This is a genomic window from Guptibacillus hwajinpoensis (genome assembly GCF_001039475.1).
GTDB lineage: Bacteria > Bacillota > Bacilli > Bacillales > Guptibacillaceae > Guptibacillus > Guptibacillus hwajinpoensis.
Genome location: NZ_LELK01000004.1, coordinates 203,368 through 226,625 on the forward strand (window position 1 = coordinate 203,368; position 23,258 = coordinate 226,625).

The 23,258-nt window shown below is 42.1% G+C and carries 25 protein-coding genes; 19 read left to right on the forward strand and 6 right to left on the reverse strand.

All coding sequences use genetic code 11. The features are described from left to right. Window positions 1-2 precede the first annotated feature (2 nt). From flhB to AB986_RS11535, 13 genes are all read left to right on the forward strand, one after another. Window positions 3-1,103 (forward strand): flagellar biosynthesis protein FlhB, encoded by a 1,101-nt coding sequence (flhB, locus tag AB986_RS11480; protein ID WP_048311298.1) that lies wholly within the window; start codon window positions 3-5, stop codon window positions 1,101-1,103. Window positions 1,104-1,105: 2 nt separating this feature from the next. Further along, a complete protein-coding gene (gene flhA, locus AB986_RS11485) occupies window positions 1,106-3,139 on the forward strand; it encodes a flagellar biosynthesis protein FlhA (RefSeq protein WP_048311299.1) in 2,034 nt (677 codons plus the stop codon). Next, window positions 3,136-4,320 (forward strand): flagellar biosynthesis GTPase FlhF, encoded by a 1,185-nt coding sequence (gene flhF, locus AB986_RS11490; protein ID WP_048311300.1) that lies wholly within the window; start codon window positions 3,136-3,138, stop codon window positions 4,318-4,320. The genes flhA and flhF overlap by 4 nt, the downstream gene beginning before the upstream one ends. Then, window positions 4,313-5,176: a MinD/ParA family protein gene (locus AB986_RS11495; protein WP_048311301.1), complete on the forward strand. Its 864-nt coding sequence runs from the start codon at window positions 4,313-4,315 to the stop codon at window positions 5,174-5,176. The genes flhF and AB986_RS11495 overlap by 8 nt, the downstream gene beginning before the upstream one ends. 28 nt (window positions 5,177-5,204) lie before the next feature. Continuing rightward, window positions 5,205-5,990: a FliA/WhiG family RNA polymerase sigma factor gene (locus tag AB986_RS11500; protein ID WP_048311302.1), complete on the forward strand. Its 786-nt coding sequence runs from the start codon at window positions 5,205-5,207 to the stop codon at window positions 5,988-5,990. Between the two features lie 15 nt (window positions 5,991-6,005). Next, window positions 6,006-6,515 (forward strand): DUF6115 domain-containing protein, encoded by a 510-nt coding sequence (locus AB986_RS11505; RefSeq protein ID WP_048311303.1) that lies wholly within the window; start codon window positions 6,006-6,008, stop codon window positions 6,513-6,515. After that, window positions 6,512-6,946, forward strand: coding sequence for a YaaR family protein (locus AB986_RS11510; RefSeq protein ID WP_048311304.1), 435 nt, complete (start codon window positions 6,512-6,514; stop codon window positions 6,944-6,946). The genes AB986_RS11505 and AB986_RS11510 overlap by 4 nt, the downstream gene beginning before the upstream one ends. A gap of 156 nt (window positions 6,947-7,102) precedes the next feature. Next, a complete protein-coding gene (locus AB986_RS11515; protein WP_048311305.1) occupies window positions 7,103-7,684 on the forward strand; it encodes a sigma-70 family RNA polymerase sigma factor in 582 nt (193 codons plus the stop codon). Then, window positions 7,662-7,808 carry a YvrJ family protein gene (locus AB986_RS21725; protein WP_084006523.1) on the forward strand — a complete coding sequence of 49 codons (147 nt, stop codon included), beginning with the start codon at window positions 7,662-7,664 and terminating at the stop codon, window positions 7,806-7,808. The genes AB986_RS11515 and AB986_RS21725 overlap by 23 nt, the downstream gene beginning before the upstream one ends. Beyond that, entirely contained in the window at window positions 7,805-8,050 is a 246-nt protein-coding gene (locus AB986_RS11520; RefSeq protein WP_048311306.1) for a helix-turn-helix domain-containing protein, read from the forward strand. The genes AB986_RS21725 and AB986_RS11520 overlap by 4 nt, the downstream gene beginning before the upstream one ends. A gap of 48 nt (window positions 8,051-8,098) precedes the next feature. Beyond that, window positions 8,099-8,800: an ABC transporter ATP-binding protein gene (locus tag AB986_RS11525; RefSeq protein ID WP_048311307.1), complete on the forward strand. Its 702-nt coding sequence runs from the start codon at window positions 8,099-8,101 to the stop codon at window positions 8,798-8,800. Then, complete coding sequence (locus AB986_RS11530) at window positions 8,797-10,041, forward strand: ABC transporter permease (protein WP_048311308.1); 1,245 nt, start codon at window positions 8,797-8,799, stop codon at window positions 10,039-10,041. Before AB986_RS11525 ends, AB986_RS11530 begins: the two co-directional genes overlap by 4 nt. Before the next feature lie 92 nt (window positions 10,042-10,133). Next, the gene (locus tag AB986_RS11535) at window positions 10,134-10,502 is read left to right on the forward strand and encodes a DUF423 domain-containing protein (RefSeq protein WP_048311309.1); all 369 of its coding nucleotides are present in this window, start codon (window positions 10,134-10,136) and stop codon (window positions 10,500-10,502) included. Between the two features lie 173 nt (window positions 10,503-10,675). Here AB986_RS11535 and gerQ read toward each other — a convergent pair whose 3' ends face one another. From gerQ to hemQ, 3 genes are all read right to left on the reverse strand, one after another. Further along, window positions 10,676-11,140, reverse strand: coding sequence for a spore coat protein GerQ (gene gerQ / locus AB986_RS21730; protein WP_084006525.1), 465 nt, complete (start codon window positions 11,138-11,140; stop codon window positions 10,676-10,678). A 20-nt stretch (window positions 11,141-11,160) separates the two neighbouring features. Further along, the gene (locus AB986_RS11545) at window positions 11,161-11,592 is read right to left on the reverse strand and encodes a cell wall hydrolase (RefSeq protein ID WP_048311310.1); all 432 of its coding nucleotides are present in this window, start codon (window positions 11,590-11,592) and stop codon (window positions 11,161-11,163) included. Window positions 11,593-11,778: 186 nt separating this feature from the next. After that, window positions 11,779-12,525: a hydrogen peroxide-dependent heme synthase gene (gene hemQ / locus AB986_RS11550; protein ID WP_048311311.1), complete on the reverse strand. Its 747-nt coding sequence runs from the start codon at window positions 12,523-12,525 to the stop codon at window positions 11,779-11,781. A 664-nt stretch (window positions 12,526-13,189) separates the two neighbouring features. Here hemQ and pta point away from each other — a divergent pair. Then, on the forward strand, window positions 13,190-14,164 hold the full coding sequence (gene pta, locus AB986_RS11555; protein ID WP_048311312.1) for a phosphate acetyltransferase: 975 nt from the start codon (window positions 13,190-13,192) through the stop codon (window positions 14,162-14,164). A 47-nt stretch (window positions 14,165-14,211) separates the two neighbouring features. Here the strand turns inward: pta and lipL are convergent, their stop codons facing one another. Further along, complete coding sequence (gene lipL / locus AB986_RS11560; RefSeq protein WP_048311313.1) at window positions 14,212-15,048, reverse strand: octanoyl-[GcvH]:protein N-octanoyltransferase; 837 nt, start codon at window positions 15,046-15,048, stop codon at window positions 14,212-14,214. Between the two features lie 495 nt (window positions 15,049-15,543). On the opposite strand from lipL, the gene AB986_RS11565 reads away from it, so the two are divergent. The 3 genes from AB986_RS11565 to AB986_RS11575 all read left to right on the forward strand — a co-directional run bounded on the left by AB986_RS11565 (window position 15,544) and on the right by AB986_RS11575 (window position 18,862). Beyond that, window positions 15,544-16,776: a dicarboxylate/amino acid:cation symporter gene (locus AB986_RS11565; RefSeq protein ID WP_048311314.1), complete on the forward strand. Its 1,233-nt coding sequence runs from the start codon at window positions 15,544-15,546 to the stop codon at window positions 16,774-16,776. 193 nt (window positions 16,777-16,969) lie between these two features. After that, on the forward strand, window positions 16,970-18,247 hold the full coding sequence (locus AB986_RS11570; RefSeq protein ID WP_048311315.1) for an HD domain-containing protein: 1,278 nt from the start codon (window positions 16,970-16,972) through the stop codon (window positions 18,245-18,247). Between the two features lie 120 nt (window positions 18,248-18,367). Next, window positions 18,368-18,862 (forward strand): YwgA family protein, encoded by a 495-nt coding sequence (locus AB986_RS11575; protein ID WP_048311316.1) that lies wholly within the window; start codon window positions 18,368-18,370, stop codon window positions 18,860-18,862. Window positions 18,863-19,133: 271 nt separating this feature from the next. On the opposite strand, the gene AB986_RS11585 is transcribed toward AB986_RS11575, so the two are convergent. Next, entirely contained in the window at window positions 19,134-19,562 is a 429-nt protein-coding gene (locus AB986_RS11585) for a hypothetical protein (RefSeq protein WP_048311318.1), read from the reverse strand. 169 nt (window positions 19,563-19,731) lie between these two features. On the opposite strand from AB986_RS11585, the gene AB986_RS11590 reads away from it, so the two are divergent. Both AB986_RS11590 and AB986_RS11595 read left to right on the forward strand, forming a co-directional pair. Continuing rightward, entirely contained in the window at window positions 19,732-20,763 is a 1,032-nt protein-coding gene (locus AB986_RS11590) for an oxidoreductase (protein ID WP_048311319.1), read from the forward strand. A 69-nt stretch (window positions 20,764-20,832) separates the two neighbouring features. Continuing rightward, window positions 20,833-21,279, forward strand: coding sequence for an SRPBCC family protein (locus AB986_RS11595; RefSeq protein WP_048311320.1), 447 nt, complete (start codon window positions 20,833-20,835; stop codon window positions 21,277-21,279). Window positions 21,280-21,976: 697 nt separating this feature from the next. On the opposite strand, the gene AB986_RS11600 is transcribed toward AB986_RS11595, so the two are convergent. Continuing rightward, window positions 21,977-23,188, reverse strand: a complete 1,212-nt coding sequence (locus tag AB986_RS11600) for an EAL and HDOD domain-containing protein (RefSeq protein WP_048311321.1) — start codon at window positions 23,186-23,188, stop codon at window positions 21,977-21,979. Window positions 23,189-23,258: the final 70 nt, after the last annotated feature.

Consider the following 23,258-nt stretch of genomic DNA (forward strand, 5'->3'; position numbering starts at 1 on the left):
AGATGCGTACATATCGTTTGAAAATGAATCTTCAGTACTTTTCACAGGAGAAGACGGAGAAAGCAACACCACAGAAAAGGCAGGATTCTCGGAATAAAGGGCAGGTCGCAAGAAGTGCTGAAATCCCATCAGCTTTTATGATGATTGGCGTCTTCCTCTTTATGTCTTTTTTGGGAGGATGGATTATCGAGGGTCTCCAGACAATGATTCGAAGCAATTTTGTCTACATTACCAATTGGACATTAACAGAGCAGAACGTTGATCTGATGCTGAAAGATAACGTTTGGCAGGCTGCTGTGATTGCAGCTCCGTTAATGGGCATTTCACTCGTGATGGGCGTGATCGCTAATTATATGCAAGTTGGTTTTCTTGTTTCAACAGATCCCTTACAAGCAAAGCTCGAACGGATTAACCCGCTTAAAGGTGCAAAACGTATTTTCTCAGCAAGAACGCTTGTTGAACTTCTAAAATCATTAATCAAGATTACGTTTATCTCAGCCGTCACGTTCACCGTTCTTTGGAACAAACGTGAAGAAGTGATGCTGATTTCTCAGAAATCGATAGGAGACGCCATCTCACTCGTTGGCTCGCTAATCGTACAAACGGGTTTAGCGGTTGGAATTCTACTTCTATTCCTAGCACTACTTGACTATGTCTATCAGAAATATGACTTTGAAAAAAACATTCGCATGTCAAAACAGGACATTAAGGATGAATATAAAAAGAGCGAGGGTGACCCGCTCATTAAATCAAAAATAAAAGAAAAGCAGCGTGCACTCGGGATGAACAGAATGATCGCTGAAATTCCAAGTGCGGATGTTGTGATTACAAACCCAACGCACTTTGCCGTTGCACTAAAGTATGATCCAAACGAAATGGACAAGCCGACGGTCGTTGCAAAAGGAATGGACTATGTTGCGCTTAAAATTAAAGAAAAAGCGAAAGAGCACGACATTATTACGACTGAAAATGTCCAGCTAGCAAGAGCGCTGTATCATCAGGTAGAAATCGGTGACGGAGTTCCTGAAGATCTATTCAAAGCAGTTGCAGAAATTCTAGCTTACGTTTATAGCATTAAAGGCTACCCAGGAGGAGGGAATTAACCATGAAAATCAAAGATTACGCTGTACTTGTCTCCGTCATCATGATTGTTATTATGATGGTTATTCCTTTCCCTCCGCTATTACTCGATTTTCTCATTATGATGAACATAAGCCTCGCGCTTACGATTATTCTCGTCGCGATGAATACAAGAGAAGCGCTCCAATTCTCGATTTTCCCTTCGCTCTTGTTATTAACAACGCTATTTAGACTCGGTTTGAACGTATCCACAACAAGATCTATCCTTACGAACAAAACGGGTGGACAAGTTATTGAAACGTTCGGTTCATTCGTAGTTGGAGGCAGTGTTGTTATCGGACTCCTTGTTTTTCTTATTCTTGTTATTATTCAATTTATCGTTATTACAAAAGGATCCGAACGGGTAGCAGAAGTTGCAGCCCGCTTTACACTTGATGCTATGCCAGGGAAGCAGATGAGTATTGATGCAGACTTAAATGCTGGAATGATCTCGGATCGAGATGCAAAAGAACGAAGACAGAAGATTGAGCGAGAAGCTGATTTCTACGGTGCGATGGACGGGGCAAGTAAATTCGTCAAAGGAGATGCAATCGCAGGGATTGTAATTACGCTTATTAACATTATCGGTGGATTAATCATCGGAATGGTCGTACACGGCATGCCTGTAGGCGATGCGGCAACGACGTTTACCTTACTATCGATCGGTGATGGTCTTGTCAGTCAAATTCCCGCACTCCTTATTTCAACAGCAACAGGAATTGTTGTAACCCGGGCCGCATCGGATGGAAACCTTGGTTCTGATATTACGGCTCAAATTTTCGCATATCCGAAACTTCTATACGTTGTCGGAGCGGTTATTGGACTGCTTGGTGTCGCAACACCGATTAATCCACTGCTCACGTTTCCGATTGCAGGGTTACTCGTCTATGCCGGTTGGACGATGCAGAAAAACCTTAATATCGCTGAAGAAGCTGAAACAGCAGCTGGTGATGAAGAAGTGGAAGAAATGAAGAAGCCTGAGAGCGTGACAAGCCTTCTCCAGGTGGATCCGATCGAATTTGAATTCGGGTATGGTTTGATTCCACTCGCTGATCAGAAGCAGGGTGGGGACCTTCTCGATCGTGTGATTATGATCAGAAGGCAAATCGCTCTTGAGTTTGGAATTGTCGTTCCAGTCATTCGTATTCGAGACAACATTCAGCTCGAGCCAAATGAATATGTGATTAAGATTAAAGGAAACCGTGTTGCAGGTGGTGAGGTGCTTCTCGATCAGTATCTTGCGATGAGTAGCGGTCTTGAAGATGATTCGATTTCAGGTATTGAAACAGTAGAACCAGCTTTTGGATTGCCAGCACTCTGGGTAACCGAAGAGATGAAGGATCGAGCTGAGCTTTCAGGTTATACGATTGTTGATCCACCATCGGTTGTTTCAACGCATTTAACGGAAGTGATTAAACGACATGCGCATGAATTACTCAGTCGACAAGAAGTGAAGCATTTACTTGATAACGTTCGAGAATCTTCTCCAGCTGTATTAGAAGAACTCATCCCTAATATCCTCACCATCGGCGATGTACAAAAAGTTCTAATGCGACTGCTGAAAGAAAAAGTATCGATCAGATCGCTTGATATGATCCTCGAATCACTTGCTGATAACGGAGTTCGTACGAAGGATACTGACGTGCTAGCTGAATATGTGCGGCAGTCGCTATCAAGACAGATCACATCACAAATTGCTGTGCCAGGAGAGGCGGTTAAAGTGTTAACGGCCGGAGCGCGCCTTGAAAAGCGATTTGCAGAATCCGTTCAGCAATCCGATCAAGGAAGCTATTTAGCTCTTGACCCTGAAACATCTCAAACCATTTATCAGGAAGTTCTTCAACAGGTGAGCCGTTTGCAACAGTCGGGTATCCAGCCGATTTTGCTAACATCACCTGCCATCCGGATGTATTTACGTCAGTTTCTAGAACGCTACATGCCAGAGTTGACGATTCTTTCATACAGCGAGCTAGAACCTGAAGTAGAAGTCCAGAGTGTAGGAGTGATTAATCTGCCATGAAGATTAAACGCTATGTTGTAACCCATTTGCGAGAAGCAATGCCATTGATACGAAAAGAACTCGGGCAGGATGCCGTTATTTTAAATACGAAAAAAGTAAAAGTTGGCGGGTTTTTTGGCTTTTTCCAAAAGCAGAGACTTGAAGTGCTTGCGGCTCTTGATGAAGAGAAAGTAGCAAAAGAGGAGACGCACGAGTTCGCAACCCTTCTTCAGTCTGAAAAGAGGAGGCGCGAGGAAGCACCGAAAGTTGTTCAGGAGAAACCCAAGCAAACAGTCGAGGAACCTTCAAAAGTGACTCCACCAATACAGCCAGCACAGCAAGAAGAAGTCGATGTGATTGGTGAGCTTAGATCGATGAAGGAAATCATGATGCAAATGATGGAGAACGAGCGACTACCTAAGTTCTTAAAACCAGTTAACACTTATCTTGAAGAACAAGAATATACGAATTCAATCAGGTCTAGTATTATGGCAGAGCTATTAATTAGAGCAAAATCTATGCCTGGCTACACGAAGGAAGATACGTTTGACTGGATGAGACAGGAATTCTCAAAACGGTTGAATAATTATCCTAATATAGAGAATACAAACAAACGAATTCGATGCTTTGTAGGTCCTACAGGCGTAGGGAAGACAACTACGATTGCAAAGCTCGCTGGAGATATATTATTAAAAGAACGTAAATCAGTAGGTTTGATTACATCAGATACCTACCGAATAGCAGCAGTCGATCAACTTAGAACGTATGCTGATATTCTCGGAATTCCTTTAGAAGTTGTGCAATCACCTGATGAACTAGAACAGGCTCTTACTAATCTCGCTTCGTGCGATATTATTCTGATGGATACCGCTGGGCGTAATTACCAGCAATATAAGTATATTAACCAGCTAGAGTATCTTTTAGTAGATAAAGAGATCTCCATTAACCTGATCCTAAGTCTTACTCATCGATACGCTGACATGAAATCGATCACTGATAATTTCCAACCTCTCGGCGTGACAGAGGTGATGATGACGAAGATGGATGAAACGACTGTACGTGGACCAATTTTTAATTTAATGGAAGATTACAAACTGCCTGTTACCGTTGTGACGACAGGACAAAACGTTCCGGATGATATGGTCAAAACATCGCCTGAATTCCTTCTTGATCTTGTTATGGGGGAGAAAGTGTATGTCTGATCAAGCAAACCGATTGCGGCAAGAGGTTATGAAGCGAATTCAGCCACAGGTTAAGGTAAGACATACGAAAGTGATTGCTGTTACAAGCGGAAAAGGTGGAGTTGGTAAATCGAATGTATCGCTGAATTTTGCCCTACGCCTAGTTGCTCTCGATAAAGAAGTAATGATTATCGATTTGGACGTTGGCATGGCAAATGTTGATGTGTTGATGGGAGTATCACCTAAAGAAACGCTTGTTTCCATGCTTGAGCAGAACTTAACGCTTGAAGCGGTTATTCAAAAAGGGGTAAACGGTCTTCAATACATTTCAGGTGGAAACGGAATTGGTAAAGTGTTTTCACTTGAAGGTGAACAGCTGAATCACTTTTTTAAAGAACTCAACGCTCTGCATGGGTTGGTTGATTACATTATTCTAGACACTGGAGCTGGATTATCTCATGAAGGAATGAGATTCCTTCATGCTGCTGATGATGTATTTCTCGTCATTAACCCGGAACCACCGTCGATTACAGATGCCTATGGTGTCCTTAAAGCGCTTCATGCGAAAGATCCAAAAACACCTGTTAAGTTGATTATTAATCGAGCAATTAGTGATCAAGAAGCAGGGCGAACGGCGTATAATTTCCAACAAGCTTCTGAGAAATTCTTGAATAAAACGATCGATATACTCGGTTGGATACCAGATGATGTAATGGTTCGGAAAGCCGTTATGGCTCAGTCACCCTATATACTTGAATATCCAAACGCCAAAGCGTCAGAAGCCGTCGATCAATTAGTCCATACGTACCTGGATCTCCCTTCAACTTATAAGCTTGGTGTAAAGGGATTTCTTACAAAAATGCTGTTTCACAAATAAACTGGAAAATGTTCAGGTGGTGAATACCATGAAATCCAAGATGACAAAAGAAACAATTGAATACTGGAGGGCATGGAAAGAGGACAAAGATGAAGAGGCAGGCAACCAGCTCATCGCGCTCTATCGACCGCTCGTTGATTATGCTGTGCAACGATATGCAGCAACACTTCCATCTTCTGTTCATCGTGATGACCTTAGTAGCTTCGCATATCAGGGGCTTCTGGATGCGCTAGGTAAATTCGAGCCTGAACGTGATCTGAAATTCGAAACATATGCGGGCTGGCGGATTAAAGGTGCAATTATCGATGGACTCCGTCAAAACGATTGGGTTCCAAGATCGGTTCGTGATAAAGCGCGTAAAATTGAAGAAGCTTATGCTGTACTTGAACAGACAAACCAAACTTCCTCTAGTGATCACGATGTGGCGAGTTACCTTAATATGACGGTAGGTGAAGTTCAGCAGGTTATGAAAGATGCTTCTCTCGCTACGATGATATCAGTTGATGAACCGGTGCATGATGACGATCAACAGCAAATCGAACGCTATAGTGTCATTGAGGACGATCGGGCAGATCTTCCAGAGAAGCATTTACACGAGCGCTTCATTAAAGAACTTTTGGCTGAGACAATCGACCGTCTTCCAGAGAAAGAGAAGCTAGTCGTATCGCTCGTTTATTTCGAAGAGCTAACCCTAACTGAAATTGCTAGAATTCTAGATTTATCTACAAGCAGAATTTCTCAGCTTCACTCAAGAGCCCTCCTTCGTATGAAGGGTGTACTGCGTGCAAATAAAGAACATGTTCAATCCATGTAATTGGAGTGATTTAGAATGTATCCATTCATATTCATTAGCATCGCCCTTCATCTCGTTAGCTTTCTATGTATCGTACTCCTTTACTTAAAGCAGTCGAAGAGCTCTGAAGTGAGAGAAGAAGTGGCATCAAGTATGGAGGAATATATCGAACAGCTTGAGCAAGAAAATGACCGGCTGATGACCAAGGTAAAAACGTTTGTAGAGAAGCGGGACAATCAGCTCGACATCCGCCTTCGGGTTCTCGAGCAGAACGGAAACTCAGTTAAGCCTCAACCTGAGCCACAGAACTCAGAGTCGCCAAAACTTGTAGAACCAGTTCACTACCGCCAGCAACCAATTCAACCGCCAGAGTCGAAAAATCCCATCGTCATTCAGCATCCATCCTCCAAAAACGAACGCAATCAAAAAGCGATTCAGCTCTACCAACAGGGCTTTGCCGCAAATGACATCGCGAGACTACTTAATTGCGGAACCGGAGAAGTTGAGCTCATTGTAAACATGCACGGAAGGTCTGGACAGCGATGAAAATTCAACAGAGCCAAGCTTCGCCTGATCTGTTTAAGAAAGACATGCAGAAAGGGAGCATCCAAAAAGGTTTTCAATCTGCAATGAATGAAGCGTCTAAAGAGTTAAAAGGCGTGGCACTAGAGCGTCTTCTTACGCAAATTGATGAACAAGGCAAAGTCCTCACGAAAGAACGAACGCTCCAAAACGTAACGGCGTATAAACGATTGGTGAAGCAGTTTTTAGAAGAAGCTGTTCATCACGGATTAACGCTTTCTGAGAAAAACAGCACAGATCGGTATGGCAGACACCGAACGTTTAAACTTGTTGAAACGGTTGAAAATAAGTTAGTTGAGTTGCAGGAAGAAATTCTCGATAAAGAGAAGGATGGCGTCAACCTATTGTCACTGATCGGTGAAATCAAAGGAATGCTCGTAGATCTTTCCCTCTAGTTCAATAGACCTAAAGAAAAAAGGAAGTATTGACTCATGTTAAAAAGCATGAGTTTTTTCTATAATATAAATAAGAACATACGTTCGAATTTATGGTTGTGAAAATCGCCACCCAGGATACTTTCTATCCTACATACAGAGAAGGGAGAGGTGAGAATGTTGAACAAGTGTCCATTTATAACGACGAAAGCGTATGAGGAACTGAAGGAAAACCTCCTTTTCAAATCGTTCGTTCAAGAAGACGTTCATTGGACAAGTTTTAGGGAGGCTTTCACGAACCCGAATCCGAAGTCGTTAGCGAATTTAAATAAACAGTTTCACATGTATTACGTCGAAATACGATTTATTGCTTATCTAACGAAGCTAATCCGGTACACGGCCATTAATTTCGATCGCAAGCGGAGGCTTGAGCATCTTCGTTATCCATTAACGTTAGATCAGCCTGTAGGAGAATCCGGAAGCACGTGGATTGATCTTGTTGAAGGTAGAACGAATAGTGAGATAAACCACTGCTTTGAAGATCAGCTAGTCTCGAGATCTCTTTATTCTGCATACAAAAGGCTGACAGGAAAGCAGAAGGAAGTTCTAGAGCTTTCTTATCGTTTAGGAGCGAGCGATACGGAAATCGCTCAATCGAGAGGCATATCGCAGCAGGCTGTAAGCAGGAGACGAAAGCGCGCACTTGAGAAGCTTAAATACGAAAGGAGAGCGTACGATGACTGTAACGAATGTAATTAACGCCATGATCGGTGATTTAGGGTTCCCCATCGTTTTATCACTGTATTTGCTATTTCGCCTTGAAAGGAAAATCGATGATTTAACAAATGCTATTTCTGAGCAGGAGATGGGTAAAAAGAGATGACGAACGCCAGGTTATATACACTTTTACAGCAAGCGAAACAAAATGAAGATGAAGCGTTAGAGCTGATTTTTAGGCAATTTGAGAAAAAAATTGAAGCAGAGCTCAGGCAGACGCCTTACGAATACCGAGATGATTTAAGGCAGGAGCTCTACGTGAAAATCCTTGAAGCAGTCGAGAAGTATAGCATAGATGAAGTACCGAATTTCGAGCAATTTATAGAGGAGAAGAAAGGGAAAGGGTAGGAAACCTTTTCCTTTTTGCTTTCGTACTAGTAGTAGAGGTGACGGTTAATGCTGAATGTTGCAATAGAAGAAGCTGGTTATGAAAAGAACAGTCAAACAATAACAGATCTATCGTTTAGCGTGAAAAGTGGCGAGTTGCTCGGTCTATTAGGATCGAATGGAGCTGGTAAAAGTACGACAATCAAAACGATTTTGGGATTAATGAAAGAGTGGAAAGGATCCGTAACATTTGAGGGTGATGCTCGCTATGCCTATATCCCAGAGCAGCCTGTTTTCTATGACAGTTTAACGCTCTGGGAGCATTTAGAGCTTGCCGCAACAGCGGTGTCGTTGCAAGACGGTGATTGGGAGGAGCGCGCACAAGAGCTCATTCGCTATTTCAAGCTGGGTCATGTCGTACACGATCTTCCGTCTAGTTTCTCAAAAGGTATGAAACAAAAAGTAATGCTGATTACAGCTTTTATGCTTAAGCCTGATTTATATATCATTGACGAGCCGTTTCTAGGTCTAGATCCACGCGCAACGAAAGACTTTCTAAAGCTAATCGAAAAAGAAAGAGCACGTGGCGCGGGGGTACTTATGTCGACGCACGTACTCGATACAGCAGAACGAATTTGCGACCGATTTGTGCTTATTTCAAGTGGAATAATGGCTGCTGAAGGTACGCTTGATGAATGGAGAGAGCGAACAGGGATGGAGACCGGCACGCTCCTCGATTGTGTGGATCGTTTATTGGAGCAAACCATATGACATCTTTTCAGTTGCTAAAAAAGCGGGTGAGTGATGATCGGCGTTATAAGTTACGCGATCTTCGAACAGCACTTGATTGGACTGTGTGGTTTTACATCCTTATTCCAGCGCTAATCGTTTCGGTCGTCTATTATCAGTCATGGTGGATTATGGCACCTGAATGGCTAAATTTTGTCCCAGAGCAAGCAATGATGGTGCCGTTATTTCTCGGTGCTACATGGTGGTCGCTTAGAGTGTATTTGGAAGAAGCAGATCAAGTATATATTTTACAAAATCAGAATCTCGTAGATGGCTTGAAAAAGTGGGGAATGGTGCACTCACTTCTGAAAGGATCTGTACTTACGCTCTTCAGTATCGCTGTTGTACTGCCGTTCCTCATTACAGGTTGGAATTGGGGAATGGAGCAAGTAGTCATAACAGGAATTTTTGTGCTACTTGCAAGTTGGAATGTGAACGTTTGTCGGTATTTTATTGATCTTACCATTCAGTCGATTTGGATAAAATGGATTCCACTTATGATGGTGAACGTCGTTTCGATTGGGATTCTTGTTTTTGTGAGTCAGGTTGGTTGGAAGTCGAGAGAGTTTGTGTTTGTAGGCGTTGCTCTTCTCCTCGTTCTTCTAATAGCTCAGTTATACTACCGTATCAAGGTGAAGGGTACGTTTTTTCACGATGTCATGATGGAGCGCGGGTATAAACAAAGTGTAACCAACTTACTTATGAAACAGGTTGGCGTTTCATCTGGTAGAACAGTGCTTGTACGAAAGAAACCGTTTCTTTTTAAAGGATCAAAAAGGCTAAGAAAACAGGGAAGTCCTGAGACGAGAATTGTTGATTTATATGTGAAATGGCTTCTTCGTTCGCCTGGTAAGGTGCAGTATTATTTACAGGTGACGGGATGGGGCATAGCTGCTATCTTCCTTCTCCCATTAGTTGTGAAGGTGATTGTACTCCTTTTTGCGCTGTATGCGTTTATCGGTCTATCGAAAGCAGACTGGCATGAATTCTCTGAAAGGAGTTATGCCCAGTTATTTCAGTGGGATCAACAGCTTAGAGAATTGTCGGCTAAAAAAGCTAGTAAGGTTTTTACGATGCCGTGTTTTATCTTGGTGTGTGTGATGACGGGAGTAGCGTTCCCTGGATGGATCGGGATGTTACTTTTTCCATTGGGAGGATGGGTTATGATGATGGGAAGTATTCGAATGGTGCATCAGGATGTTCGTTCTTCATCCCCTCAATAATCGAAAGGTGTATGAACAATCGGGGAATTCATTGCTTCTCTTAAACGCTTTCCGCTATGATGGGAAGTAGATTGAGATGGAGGGATGACAAGATGAAGCTATTTTTAATCATAGGTGCGATTAATGCTGCACTTGCTGTAGGACTAGGGGCCTTTGGTGCCCATGGATTAGAAAGTAGATTATCAGAAAGAATGCTCGAAACATTCAAAACAGGTGTTCAATACCACATGTACCATGCGCTAGGCTTAATCGGGATCTCCCTCGCAGCCGATAAACTCCAGGCAACTGGACTTATTCAATGGGCAGGTTGGTTCATGTTTGCAGGGATTGTTCTATTCTCAGGAAGCTTGTACGTACTGAGCTTAAGCGGAATTAAAATCCTCGGAGCAATTACGCCGCTGGGTGGGGTAGCGTTTATAACGGCATGGATTCTGCTGATTGTCGCTGCGTTTCGCGGGTGACAGGCACCACCCGATATTTGTCAAACGGTGTCGATGAGAATGATTTATTGGCCAAAATCTCAGGATATTGTCCAAAAATCAATTATATTAGCTAACATCCAATTTTATTGGCCAAATTCTAATTATATTAGCCAAAATGAAAAGCTGCCGGATTTCCGGCAGCTTTTCAGCTATTATCTAGGAGAATATTGCGTTACTTGCTGAAGAGGGTAGTTGTATTCAAGCTCTTCATCAAAAGTGATGTAATCAAGATAAACCATAAGAAGAAGGTACCGTTTGCCGGTTTGTGGATCGGAGAGGATAATGTGATCTCTTCCTGCAGCTTCCACAACGCCTTTGAACACTTTCGCATTCCATTTCTCGTTGTTCTCAAATGTCATGTAAACAGTAGCTACTTTTCCAAGGTTTAAGCGTAAGATGTTTTCGATGTATGATTGCTCGACTGGTAGCTGTCCGGGAAATCCTTGGCTTCCTCCCTGCGTCATGGCACCTTGAACTTGCCCTTGCTGACCTTGCCCAGGATAACCTGATGGGTATTGCCCCATCTGTCCACCCTGTCCTTGCTGTGGTGACATTTGCTGATAGCCGCCTCCCTGATTTTGCGCAGCCGGTTTGTTCCAGTACTGATTATTCATCATAACCCTCCTTAAGCTTTCTCTTAGAAGCTGTTATACACATCAGAGCATTCACTTTCGGTAGGCTTGTAGAAACAATGTGACTTAAAACGACCAGCGTTCCACTGATCAAACCACTGCTCAGGACATGCACCTCCAGGCTTGAAGAACCATAGGGAATAACTTGCTGGGTCATACTTCATTCCTTTAATGGCTTTTCGTGCAAGCCGTTTGTCTTTTTCACGTGCTCGTTGGTAGAAGTAGCCCTTTTGCGTAGCTTCAAACCCGCCTGGATTCTGGTACACCATGCTGTTCATCGAGTTGATGTTCTTGAAATCAATACACCTTACTTTGACTCGATTCACGCCAACATTTCCTACCATCAGCATACCGAGCTGTCCATCGCCCTCTGCCTCCGCCCTCATTAAACGAGCGAGAAGAGTTACATCACTCTCATTCGCCTTAATAACCGCCATACCCCACCTCTTCTCAGTTGTCACCCATCCCTATGCAAGAAGTATGAAAATGTCATGGCTCTACGTAACTCATTCTATGTAGCGAATAAAGGATTATGACAAGAAGGTAAGACATGAATTAGGCAATCCATGTTCAAGAAGAATGAAAAAAAATCCCCTCTGAAATGTTCAGAGGGGATTGTCGATTTAGATGTATAGAAATTGTGGTAGACGTTCTTTCGGTAGGTGAGTTCCAACGTAGAAGCTACCGAATTCACCGTAGCGTGCACTTACTTCGTCAAAACGCATTTCGTAGACAAGCTTTTTAAATTGAAGAACATCATCTGAGAATAGCGTTACGCCCCATTCCCAATCGTCAAAGCCAACAGATCCAGTAATAATCTGCTTTACTTTACCAGCATAGCTGCGTCCGATTAGTCCATGGCTTCTCATCATGTCACGACGCTCGTCCATTGGTACCATGTACCAGTTATCGTTTCCTTCACGTTTCTTGTTCATAGGGTAGAAGCAAACGTAAGGGGCTTCTGTTAACTCTGGCTTCAGACGAGCCTGGATACGCGGATCGTTATCAGGATCGCTGTCTTTGCCAGCCATGTAGTTGCTTAACTCAACGACAGAAACGTATGAGTAAGTTGGGATCGTATATTCAGCGAAAGTTGTTTTATTAAAAGCGTTCTCGATGTCATTTAATTCTTCCATAGTCGGACGCAAGAGCATCAACATAAAGTCCGCTTTCTGACCAACGATGGAATAAAGAGCGTGGCTACCTTGCTTATGGCCTGCTGTTACTTCCCATTTCTCAAGAAAAGTTAGAAACTCATTAGTTGCTTGTTCACGTTCATCACTTGAGAGCTGTTTCCATGCTGTCCAGTCCATGCTACGGAAGTCATGAAGGCAATACCAACCATCAAGAGTTACTGCTGCTTCGTTCATATCTGATTCACTCCTTATCGTTTATCCCACCCTTAAGTGGCAGTAAACCCCACCTACACAGGTTCATTATGGCGTTAAAGTGGGGGTCAACTGCGCCTAAAGGTCCGATTGGTTCAACTAACCATAAGAGGGGGATAAAGCACTGGCCCCGCTTATGGAAGTTTCACTTTATCCACTACCTACTATACCAATACTTCCACCTGTTTAAAAGCAATTGAGGATGACGATTCCATGAAACTTAGGAGGGTATGAAGCGTTTCTAACATACTCAATAGAAGAGGTTACTTTTTAACGGTATTGTTATGCGGTTGATAGTGGAGGCTAAGTTTAATGGAAATTGTGAATGCCTTTCCAGTAAAAAGTGATATTAAAAGAACTTTAGATAAAAAACTACACTTAGCAAATTGGAGCGGAAGATGCTCGACTCCTGCGGGACTAGCGGGACAAGTGAGACCCCACAGGCGCGCCTAAGCGCGCCGAGGAGGCTCACCGCCCGCCCCGCGGAAAGCGAGCATCTGGAGCGGAAATTCACTCCCATCCAAAGTCTAATCGTCAGAAAAATAGAACTTTTAAATGCAAAGGCTTTCAAATCCGGATTTATTTTCGTTTTAAGGGAAAAAAGAGTATCGTAGGGATTGGATATTAAATAAATGAGGTGAATGCAATGAGTGATCTATTTACAAACATGAAAGATCAAGTGAAAACAGGGTACCCAACGATCGTTTTTCCTGAAGGAACAGATGAGCGCGTGCTAGCAGCGGCAAATCGTCTTGCTGAAGATGGAATTCTTAAGCCAATCGTGGTTGGTGGAGAAGAAGCAATTAAAGATAAGGCATCAAGTTTAAGTCTTGAATTGCACAGTGATCTTGTGATGTTGGATCCTGCCACTTACAAAGAGATGGACTCACTTGTGGAATCGTTTGTTGAGCGTCGTAAAGGCAAAGCAACAGCGGAACAGGCACAAGAAATCCTTCTTAATGTGAACTACTTCGGTACAATGCTTGTTCACACAGGTAAAGCAGATGGTCTTGTGAGCGGTGCTGCACACTCAACTGGTGATACAGTACGCCCGGCTCTACAAATCATCAAAACAAAAGAAGGCATTAAGAAAACTTCAGGTGCTTTCGTAATGGTTAAAGGTGATGAGAAGTATGTATTCGCTGATTGTGCGATCAATATTTCTCCTGACAGCAATGACTTAGCGGAAATCGGTCTAAGTAGTGCTGAAACAGCAAAAATGTTTGGTATCGAGCCGAAAGTTGCGATGCTTAGCTTCTCTACAAAAGGTTCAGCGAAATCACCTGAAACTGAAAAAGTGGAAGAAGCAACGCGTCTTGCTAAAGAAATGGCGCCAGATCTTGTGATCGACGGCGAATTCCAATTCGACGCTGCTTTCGTACCAGAAGTGGCTCAGAAGAAAGCACCAGAGTCTCCACTTAAAGGGGAAGCAAACGTGTTTGTATTCCCAAGTCTTGAAGCAGGAAACATTGGGTACAAAATGGTTCAGCGCCTTGGTGGCTACGAAGCGGTTGGCCCTGTTCTTCAAGGATTGAATAAGCCAGTTAACGACCTTTCACGCGGTTGTAGCGAAGAAGATGTGTACAAGCTAGCATTGATTACAGCAATGCAAAGTTTATAAGAAATAATTAAAATCCCCGAAGGATATCCTTCGGGGATTTTTTTGTGTTACTTAGCAAGAACTTTTTCATTGCGCGTAAAAACGCGCTGATAATTGTAGTCATAAAGTGATAGTTCAGATATGGAGAGATGTTCGGTTGTCATGGCATCTGCATAGGTTTTTAATGTTTTTAGAGTTTGCATCATTAAGTCACCCGCAGTTAAATCTTCTCCAATCAGCTCACTAAGTGAGGCCATTGTTTCAGGCACAATTTCTGGATATGTGAATTTTGTAGGCTCACCTTGAACAGCTCGATGATAGAACTCCTGAATTACTTTTGCTCGTTCGGACCCACTACCATCAACACACAAGTAGACTTGTACGGCAACGCCACCGCGTAGTCTTCGCTGAGAAATGCCAGCGAATTTCCGTCCATCGATGCTAAGATCATATCGTCCAGGACAATAGGAACCGACTATTTCTCGATCTTCAATTGTGACGTTATATGGTGTGAGAATGTGTTCTACGAAATCTACCATCGCTTCATAACCAGTGTCGATATCAATTTGCTGCTGTTTCTCTGCAAAAACGAGCGAGAGATTTAAGACACCTGCATCAAGAACGACGGCGAGTCCGCCAGAGTTTCTGACGATGACGCGGTACCCCTGTTCTTTTAAATAATCAACACCTTCATCGAAATAAGGAAGGCGCGTATCTTGTATACCTAAAACAATGGTATTGTGATGAACCCATGAGCGCATAATGGGTGGCGAGTCGCCACTTCCAGCTGAATTGCAAAGCGTATCATCCATAGCGAAAGATTGCAGTGCATCGAATGATGGACCAAGCGTGGATTGATCGATGATCCGCCATTTAGGCTGGAATAGTATGGAATCGTTCGTCATATTTCTTATCCCTTCTTCTATAGCTAATCGGTTTCTATTATAGCATGATGTACTAGAACAACCATAAGACATCATCCGACAGTATTTCCCGGGAGATGACATGATTATAGTGATCGTTACGCGTTGAAATTAGTCCGCCTTTTTTCCTATTTACTACAAAATATTGTCTATAAAACTTTGGTTTCAAAGGATATCATGTAGGTTGCGAAAAAAAGGAAATTGCGAGAATTGTCTAAAATGATATAATGGTAATTACGGTAGTTTCGAGTTAGCTAGTTAGCGGGTATAGTTGATAAGATTGGAAATGTATGTAAGAGCTTTCATATAAGACTGTTAATATGAAAAATTGCATAGTGTTGGACCATTAGTAATAAAGGTCCAACCAATTTCACTTCTAGAGGTAGTCAATCATCATCTGAGAGTATTTATCTGATGAATGTATGACTGCCGCTTCAGGGTGGATTAAACGTCGATTGGACGAAAGGGGACGTGTTTATGAAGTTAACGGTTAAAATTATTGCAGGTCTAGTTCTAGGTATCCTTGTAGGTGTTATCTTTAATCTTTTTGCACCGGATGCATTTGCACCTGTCGATAAATATCTATTTGGTCCTGTAGGCCAGATCTTTCTTAACTTAATTAAGATGCTAGTTGTACCGATCGTATTCTTCTCAATCGTAGTTGGTACGGCTGGAATAAGCGATCCGAAAAAGCTTGGCCGTATGGGGGGAAAAACAGTAGGCTTTTTCCTTGTTACAACGACGATTGCGATTTCAATTGCTATGGCACTTGCTTACTTAATCAAACCAGGTGTTGAAGGTTCGTTCTCAGGAAATGCTGATTTCGAAGCACAAGATGCACCACCTGTTATGGACACCATTATAAATATTATTCCTACTAACCCAGTGCAAGCACTTGTTGAAGGGAATATGCTACAAATCATTGCGTTTGCTATATTCATAGGTTTTGCTCTTGCGATTCTAGGAGACCGCACAAAAGCGTTACGTAATCTATTCGAACAAGGTAACGACGTGATGATGTACCTTGTTAAGATCATTATGGAAACAGCCCCTTATGGTGCATTTGCTCTTATCGCATCTGCTGTTGGCGGACAAGGTAAAGAAGCTCTTCAATCCATGGGAATGTACTTCCTAGTTGTTCTTGGTGCTTTACTCATTCATTTTCTATTCACATATGGTAGTGCAATCTATTTCCTATGTAAAGAGAATCCTATCAAATTTTATAAAGCTTTTGCTCCAGCAATGGCTGTTGCATTCAGTACATCATCGAGTAGTGGTACACTTCCTGTATCTATGAAAACCGCTCAGGAAAACTTGAAGATTCCTAAGCAAATCAGTAGTTTCGTTCAGCCGCTTGGCGCGACAATTAACATGGATGGAACAGCGATTATGCAGGGTGTAGCTACTATTTTCATCGCTCAAATTACCGGTGTAGATTTAACATTTACTCAATTGGTCATCGTTGTGGTCACAGCAACACTAGCTAGTATTGGTACAGCAGGTGTGCCGGGTGTAGGACTTATTATGCTTGCAATGGTTCTTAAGCAAGTTGGACTTCCGGTCGAGCCAATTGGTCTTATTCTTGCTGTTGATCGTCTGCTTGATATGACTCGTACTGCTGTTAACATCACTGGTGATGCTGCGGCTGCGATGTATATTACGAAATCAGAAGAAAAACGCGAAGGAAAAGAAGTTAAGTCGGTTCTTTAATCATAAATATAGCATCGATTTAAATGGCGCTGCTTTGAAAGCTAGAACAAAAAAACATTCCATTCTTTCTTAATACCCAACATTCATGAACCTTCTCCCACTTGGTGTAAACCGTAACGGGGGAAGGTTTTCATTTATCATTAGCTGTTATATAATTAAGGGATGAATTTGACGGAAGGAGTCCATCGTAGAAATGCTCGAACGATTAAACGAAGAAAAAGTATTTAAAGACCCTGTCCACCGCTATATCCATGTTCGGTACCGTTTAATCTGGGAGTTAATTGGTACAAAAGAATTCCAGCGTTTACGCAGAGTAAACCAGCTCGGAACAACGTATCTAACATTTCACGGTGCAGAACATAGTCGCTTCAGCCATTCACTTGGCGTATATGAAATAGTAAGGCGCATTAACGAAATCTTTTCTCAATATGAAAGCTGGGACGAAGAAAACAGATTGCTAAGCATGTGTGCTGCGCTATTGCACGATGTTGGTCATGGACCGTTCTCACATTCATTCGAGAAAGTGTTTAACCTAGATCATGAAGATTTTACACGTATGATAATCCTTGGCGATACGGAAATTAACCAGGTACTTCGGAAGGTAAGTGAAGGTTTTCCAGAAGAAGTAGCAGATGTTATTGCCAAAACGCATACGAACAAACTTGTCGTTAGTCTAATTTCGAGCCAGATTGATGCGGATCGAATGGACTACTTATTGAGGGATGCTTACTTTACTGGTGTGAGCTACGGACATTTTGATATTGAACGAATTTTGCGAGTGATGCGACCTGGTGGCGATCAAATTGTGATCAAGCAAAGTGGTATGCACGCTGTAGAAGACTATATTATGAGTCGTTATCAAATGTATTGGCAAGTCTATTTCCACCCTGTTACGCGGAGTGCAGAAGTGATTCTAAGTAAGATTCTTCACAGAGCGAAGAAATTGTACGCTGAAGGCTATGCGTTCAAACAAGAACCGGTTCACTTCTATTCACTGTTTAAGGAAGATATCAGTCTCGAAGATTTCCTTAAGCTTGATGATTCTGTCGTAAAGTTCTATTTCCAAATTTGGCAAGAAGAAGACGATGCTATTCTTCGAGATTTATGTGAACGATTTATGAATCGTCGTCTATTTAAGTACGTTGAATTTAATCCAATGCAAATGAACACGTGGAGAGAACTGTACGATTCCTTTAAAGAAGCAGGGATCGATCCTGATTATTATCTTGAAATGGACTCATCTTCAGATTTGCCATACGATTTCTATCGTCCTGGTGAGGAAGAAGAGCGTTTACCTATTCACCTGTTGAAGCCAGGCGGAGATTTGCGTGAGCTTTCGCGTGAATCGGAAGTGGTTGAAGCGATTTCTGGAAAGAAACGCACAGATCATAAACTGTATTTTCCTCAAGATTTGATCTTAGAAGGAACGTCAGATGCTACTCGTCGTATTAAGTCATTGCTAAATCTATAATAGCTGTTCAAAAAGAAGTGCAGCCCCTGGAATGAAGTTTGCTTCCGCTACAGGTTATGCGTTAGAGAATAAGAAAGCTTTTTGGACAACCTGTAAAAAAGTACATGGGAGGGGTGCAGGTTGCTAGAAGATCACGCGAAAGTGATAGCTGTGTTGAAAGAAGCCGGAGAAGTCATAGGGCGAAAGAAGCTGCAGAAAGTTATCTACATCTGCAAAAAATTGCAATTTCCATTTAACGAGAAGTATCAATTTCATTTCTATGGACCGTATTCAGAAGAATTAACGCTTCGGGTAGAAGAGCTTTGTAACCTTGGACTTGTCACAGAAGTGAAGGAAAGCAAAGGCGGTTATTATCAATATAAGTATTCAGTGACAGATGAAGGAAGCGAATTCCTCAGTCATTACGAATTCGACATGCCAGAACTGAATGAATGTATTACGGAAATTAATGGCCAAAGCTCTCGTTTTCTAGAACTCGTGTCTACGATTCTCTTTTTTGATCGACTAACGAAGGAAGAAATCATCGAGAAAGTACGCACGATAAAAAGCAAACAAAATTATTCAGATACAGAGATCGATCAAGCCTTTACCTTTATGGCGAAGCTTGGTTGTTAATTGAATGAATTAGAAAAGGTGCCATAGTGGCACCTTTTTTTGGTTGGTTGTTTTGTAGATGTTGTTGTCAGTTTGAAAGGGGGGGATTTCCGCTGCAGGTGCTCGCTTTCCGCGGGGCGGGCGGTGAGCCTCCTCGTCGCTACGCTCCTGCGGGGTCTCACCTGTCCCGCTAGTCCCGCAGGAGTCGAGCACCTTCCGCTCCAATCAGCTAAGTGTGGCTTTTATACAAAACCTCCTTCAAAAATGACAATCTTTTAGAGAAGAGAGTACTTTATATAGATACCTTTCTCTCATTTTGTGAATGGTCTTTGTTAAATTCTAATTTTGAAAGTACGAATCCGCTAATAACAAGTAGGGAAATCATAATAAGCGAGAATAAAAGAGTGCTAGCGAATGGGAGAATGAGCTCGTGAACTTCTGGCAAACTCCCTGCCATCATGAAGACAAGAGAGAAGGAAGCAGCAACATGAAAGGCGATACCTGTTGATAGAGCAACCGTTTCTTTTGATTTATGAAGGGCTGGAAGCCAAAACGTCGAAAGTATGTAATAGCCTATCATGACAGTGAGTAAGCTCATGAAACCTGCTAAAGTTGTATAACTATATCCGCCTGCTATCAGAATGAGTATGTAGATAAGGGAGGCGACGGTTCCAAGTACACTCCCAATCACACCTGGTGTATATAGTAATTTATTTAACATAAAACCACCTTCTTTACAGTTGTTTCGAATTCATTACGACTAATACCCGCTAGAAGAATAGTATAATCGTTCATTGCGCTCAGAATTTGCGGAAAAAAGTCGTGGAAAGTTAAAGTTTTTGTCGAATAAGAAAAATGATTCAAAAGTCATGAATTCAGGAGTGGGAAAGATGAGAAGTGTAAACGTTGGGTTAGTTGGATTTGGATTTTCGGGTGCGACGTTTCATGCACCGATCGTCACTGCTGTTCAAGGTCTAAATCTTAGAAAAGTAGTTTCATCAAACGCGGAGAAGGTTCGATCGAGCTTATCGGATGTATCTGTAGTTGAATCGTTCGATCACCTGATAGAAGATGACGAGATCGAACTTGTTATCATTACAACACCGAATGAGCATCATTTTCCAATGGCTAAGCAAGCGCTTGAATCGGGCAAACACGTTGTTATTGAGAAGCCTTTTGCTGTTAGTGTGGACGAGTGTGAGCGGTTGATTGACGTGGCACAGACGAATGGAAAGTTATTAAGTGTGTATCATAATAGACGGTTTGATAGTGATTTTCTAACCATTCAAAAGTTGCTGAAAGAAGATCATCTTGGAGAAGTGATGACGTTTGAGGCACATTATGATCGCTACAGGGCAGAAGTTCGTGATCGCTGGCGTGAGCAGGATCGAAAGGGTTCTGGGATCTTATTTGACCTTGGCTCACACCTTATTGATCAAGCATTAACGCTCTTTGGCATTCCAGATGCGATTACGGCAGATGTTATGGCTCAGAGAGAAGATGGCAAAACGGATGACTATTTCCATCTTATTCTTCAATATGGTAGGAAAAGAATCATTCTCCACGGGGGTTCTCTCGTCATGCAACACGGACCACGCTACCAAATACACGGTATGAAGGGCTCCTTTGTTAAATGGGGTATTGATCCTCAGGAAGAAGCGTTAAAACAGGGGAGAAGTCCAGGAGATTCAGGTTGGGGAGTAGAATCTAGTCAGTATTATGGAGTTTTAACACAGAATGCGAACGAATCAGTTGTACAGAGCGTTCCCGGTTCTTATCAAACGTACTATGAAGATATGTATCGAGCTATTTGTGAGAACGAATCGCTTCCTGTCATGGCAAATGAAGCATTGAATGTTATTAAAGTAATTGAACTGGCAGTGAAAAGTAGCGAGGAAAAAAGAATGATTGAATGGACATGATAAGATTCTTTACTCATAATGAGTTAGTCTTTAACCATGATATAAAAAATCATCAAAAGGAGTACGGAAATGAAACCATATGAGTATTCAATTTATATCGCTACAACACCTGAATCGCTTTGGGATGCTTTAACTAGTGGTGAATTGACTAGAAACTATTTCTTTGGAATGAAAGTTGAGTCTGATTGGGAAGAAGGTTCGAAAGTAGCTTTTATAAGGAAGAATGGTGAAGTTGACGTTGAAGGTGAGGTTGTACTAGCTAAGCCTTACGAAGAGCTTACGTTTACATGGGATCATCCTGATGTTGAACGAGAGGAACCATCCGTCGTTACATATAAAATGAAGAAGTTAGCCGAGGTAGTAAAACTTACTGTCGTTCATGATAATGTTGTGGCGGACGATTATTGTGATGAAGAGGATACTTTTAGAGGACTTAATAATGGATGGCCTGCCATTCTGAGTAATTTGAAAAGCTATTTGGAAACAGGAAACGTTTTGTCACCAATGAATAGTTAAAAAGGCTCTATTCGTTTACTATAGCGGATAATTTCCGCTCCAGGATGCTCGCTTTCCGCGGGGCGGGCGGTGAGCCTCCTCGTCGCTAACGCTCCTGCGGGGTCTCACCTGTCCCGCTAGTCCCGCAGGAGTCGAGCATCCTTCCGCTCCAATTAGCGAAGTGTGGTTCATATCAAAATCTTTCAAAAGCAAAGATTAATTAGAAAAGAACCTTTCTTAAAGATTACTGGTATAAGAGTGGATAATTTCCGCTCCAGGATGCTCGCTTTCCGCGGGGCGGTGAGCCTCCTCGTCGCTAACGCTCCTGCGGGGTCTCACCTGTCCCGCTAGTCCCGCAGGAGTCGGGCATCCTTCCGCTCTAATTAGCGAAGTGTGGTTCATACCAAAATCTTTCAAAAGCAAAGATTAATTAGAAAAGAACCTTTCTTAAAGATTATTGGTATAAGAGTGGGTAATTTCCGATGCAGTATGCTCGCTTTCCGCGGGGCGGGCGGTGAGCCTCCTTGTCCCTAAAACTCCTGTGGGTCTCACCTGTCCCGCTAGTCCCACAGGAGTCAGGCATCCTTCCGCTCTAATAAACTAAGTGGAGTTTTCTAAAGAAAAAATTTTTAAAAGCACCATTCTTTTAGAAAAAATCTTTAAAACAAGTCGCATTTCAATCCGAAGAGGATTGAGTGCGACTTGTTTACTTTTAGCATTATGGACCAAATGTACTAATAACTGAATTCGCCCAGCGTACGGCTTCGAAATAATCTTCTTGTAAATCATCCATGGAGATGTTGACTTTAGCTAGCATGGAATCAACAGCTTCCCAGTTACATCGTTCGATCGCTTTTACTAATTTAAGCACATGTGCGTAGATGGAGGAGTGGTCTTCATCAAGCAACGCTTCTTTAATATGATCCTCAATTGGCAAGTCGACTAGAATATTGCTAATGGGACGTTGAAGAATAGATTCGAGAAGTGAGAACATTCCTATAAATGAAGCGTCACTCGGATTGATCCGGATTTTCCTAGCGATTCGTTCTGACAATTTGGATCGAATAAGAGACAGCTGAATGACCTTTGAAGATTCGTTTATTTCTTTCGTAAGCATTAAGATCATGATCCATTTCTTCACTTCGAATAACCCGAGTAATACGATCGCCTGTCTAATGTTGCTTACCTTTACGGGTAGCCCTAGAGAATTAATGAGACGTAATAGTTTGTATGAAAGTGCAAGGTCTCGCTCAACGAGTTCTGATACTAAGCTTATGTCTGGAACGGGTCGATTAATTTCCTCAAGCATCTTAACGTACTGTTGAGGCATCGGTTTAATGTCTCTTGTTGTAAGAATGACCGGTTTACTAAAAAAGTAACCTTGAAAAAGCACGTAACCGAGCTCTTTTGCTTCCTCAAACTCTTCAAGCGTTTCTACTTTTTCAGCAAGAAAAGTGATCGGTAAGTGGTTAAATTGCTCGATGATGTCTAGACGCTGTTGCTTAGATGTTTCTATAAAGTCCACTTTAATAATGTCAATCAATTCGATGACTTTCTCGTAGTTGCTCATTTCAATCACATCATCGAGCGCCAATTTATAACCCGACTCTTTAAGCTTACGGCATGCGGCAATAACCTCATCTGTTAGCTTTACTGTTTCGAGGATTTCTACAATGATCGATTCAGATGAAAAGAAAGTAGGCACTTCGTCTAGCAACAGATCTTCTGTAAAATTAATAAAGCAACGTTTTTGATCCGATAACTGATCAAGTCCAAAACTTAAATAAGAATTAGAAATAACGGTGGCTGTAGCTTGGGTGCCATCAAATCCTTGATAGACATTTTGATTACTTGATCGATGAAGCAATTCATAACCATACAACTCTTTATCTACTGTTAAGATTGGCTGACGTCCTATAAATGCTTCCATATGCACCCTCCAAAGGTATCCAATAATATTCTATCTCTTAGTATAAACAAGGTGGGAAATAATTCAATTT

Excerpts from the sequence above, each read along its gene's own strand:
- flhB (WP_048311298.1), top strand. The coding sequence starts at position 3 with ATGCGTACATATCGTTTGAAAATGAATCTTCAGTACTTTTCACAGGAG.
- flhA (WP_048311299.1), top strand. The coding sequence starts at position 1,106 with ATGAAAATCAAAGATTACGCTGTACTTGTCTCCGTCATCATGATTGTT.
- flhF (WP_048311300.1), top strand. The coding sequence starts at position 3,136 with ATGAAGATTAAACGCTATGTTGTAACCCATTTGCGAGAAGCAATGCCA.
- AB986_RS11495 (WP_048311301.1), top strand. The coding sequence starts at position 4,313 with ATGTCTGATCAAGCAAACCGATTGCGGCAAGAGGTTATGAAGCGAATT.
- AB986_RS11500 (WP_048311302.1), top strand. The coding sequence starts at position 5,205 with ATGAAATCCAAGATGACAAAAGAAACAATTGAATACTGGAGGGCATGG.
- AB986_RS11505 (WP_048311303.1), top strand. The coding sequence starts at position 6,006 with ATGTATCCATTCATATTCATTAGCATCGCCCTTCATCTCGTTAGCTTT.
- AB986_RS11510 (WP_048311304.1), top strand. The coding sequence starts at position 6,512 with ATGAAAATTCAACAGAGCCAAGCTTCGCCTGATCTGTTTAAGAAAGAC.
- AB986_RS11515 (WP_048311305.1), top strand. The coding sequence starts at position 7,103 with ATGTTGAACAAGTGTCCATTTATAACGACGAAAGCGTATGAGGAACTG.
- AB986_RS21725 (WP_084006523.1), top strand. The coding sequence starts at position 7,662 with ATGACTGTAACGAATGTAATTAACGCCATGATCGGTGATTTAGGGTTC.
- AB986_RS11520 (WP_048311306.1), top strand. The coding sequence starts at position 7,805 with ATGACGAACGCCAGGTTATATACACTTTTACAGCAAGCGAAACAAAAT.
- AB986_RS11525 (WP_048311307.1), top strand. The coding sequence starts at position 8,099 with ATGCTGAATGTTGCAATAGAAGAAGCTGGTTATGAAAAGAACAGTCAA.
- AB986_RS11530 (WP_048311308.1), top strand. The coding sequence starts at position 8,797 with ATGACATCTTTTCAGTTGCTAAAAAAGCGGGTGAGTGATGATCGGCGT.
- AB986_RS11535 (WP_048311309.1), top strand. The coding sequence starts at position 10,134 with ATGAAGCTATTTTTAATCATAGGTGCGATTAATGCTGCACTTGCTGTA.
- gerQ (WP_084006525.1), bottom strand. The coding sequence starts at position 11,140 with ATGATGAATAATCAGTACTGGAACAAACCGGCTGCGCAAAATCAGGGA.
- AB986_RS11545 (WP_048311310.1), bottom strand. The coding sequence starts at position 11,592 with ATGGCGGTTATTAAGGCGAATGAGAGTGATGTAACTCTTCTCGCTCGT.
- hemQ (WP_048311311.1), bottom strand. The coding sequence starts at position 12,525 with ATGAACGAAGCAGCAGTAACTCTTGATGGTTGGTATTGCCTTCATGAC.
- pta (WP_048311312.1), top strand. The coding sequence starts at position 13,190 with ATGAGTGATCTATTTACAAACATGAAAGATCAAGTGAAAACAGGGTAC.
- lipL (WP_048311313.1), bottom strand. The coding sequence starts at position 15,048 with ATGACGAACGATTCCATACTATTCCAGCCTAAATGGCGGATCATCGAT.
- AB986_RS11565 (WP_048311314.1), top strand. The coding sequence starts at position 15,544 with ATGAAGTTAACGGTTAAAATTATTGCAGGTCTAGTTCTAGGTATCCTT.
- AB986_RS11570 (WP_048311315.1), top strand. The coding sequence starts at position 16,970 with ATGCTCGAACGATTAAACGAAGAAAAAGTATTTAAAGACCCTGTCCAC.
- AB986_RS11585 (WP_048311318.1), bottom strand. The coding sequence starts at position 19,562 with ATGTTAAATAAATTACTATATACACCAGGTGTGATTGGGAGTGTACTT.
- AB986_RS11590 (WP_048311319.1), top strand. The coding sequence starts at position 19,732 with ATGAGAAGTGTAAACGTTGGGTTAGTTGGATTTGGATTTTCGGGTGCG.
- AB986_RS11595 (WP_048311320.1), top strand. The coding sequence starts at position 20,833 with ATGAAACCATATGAGTATTCAATTTATATCGCTACAACACCTGAATCG.
- AB986_RS11600 (WP_048311321.1), bottom strand. The coding sequence starts at position 23,188 with ATGGAAGCATTTATAGGACGTCAGCCAATCTTAACAGTAGATAAAGAG.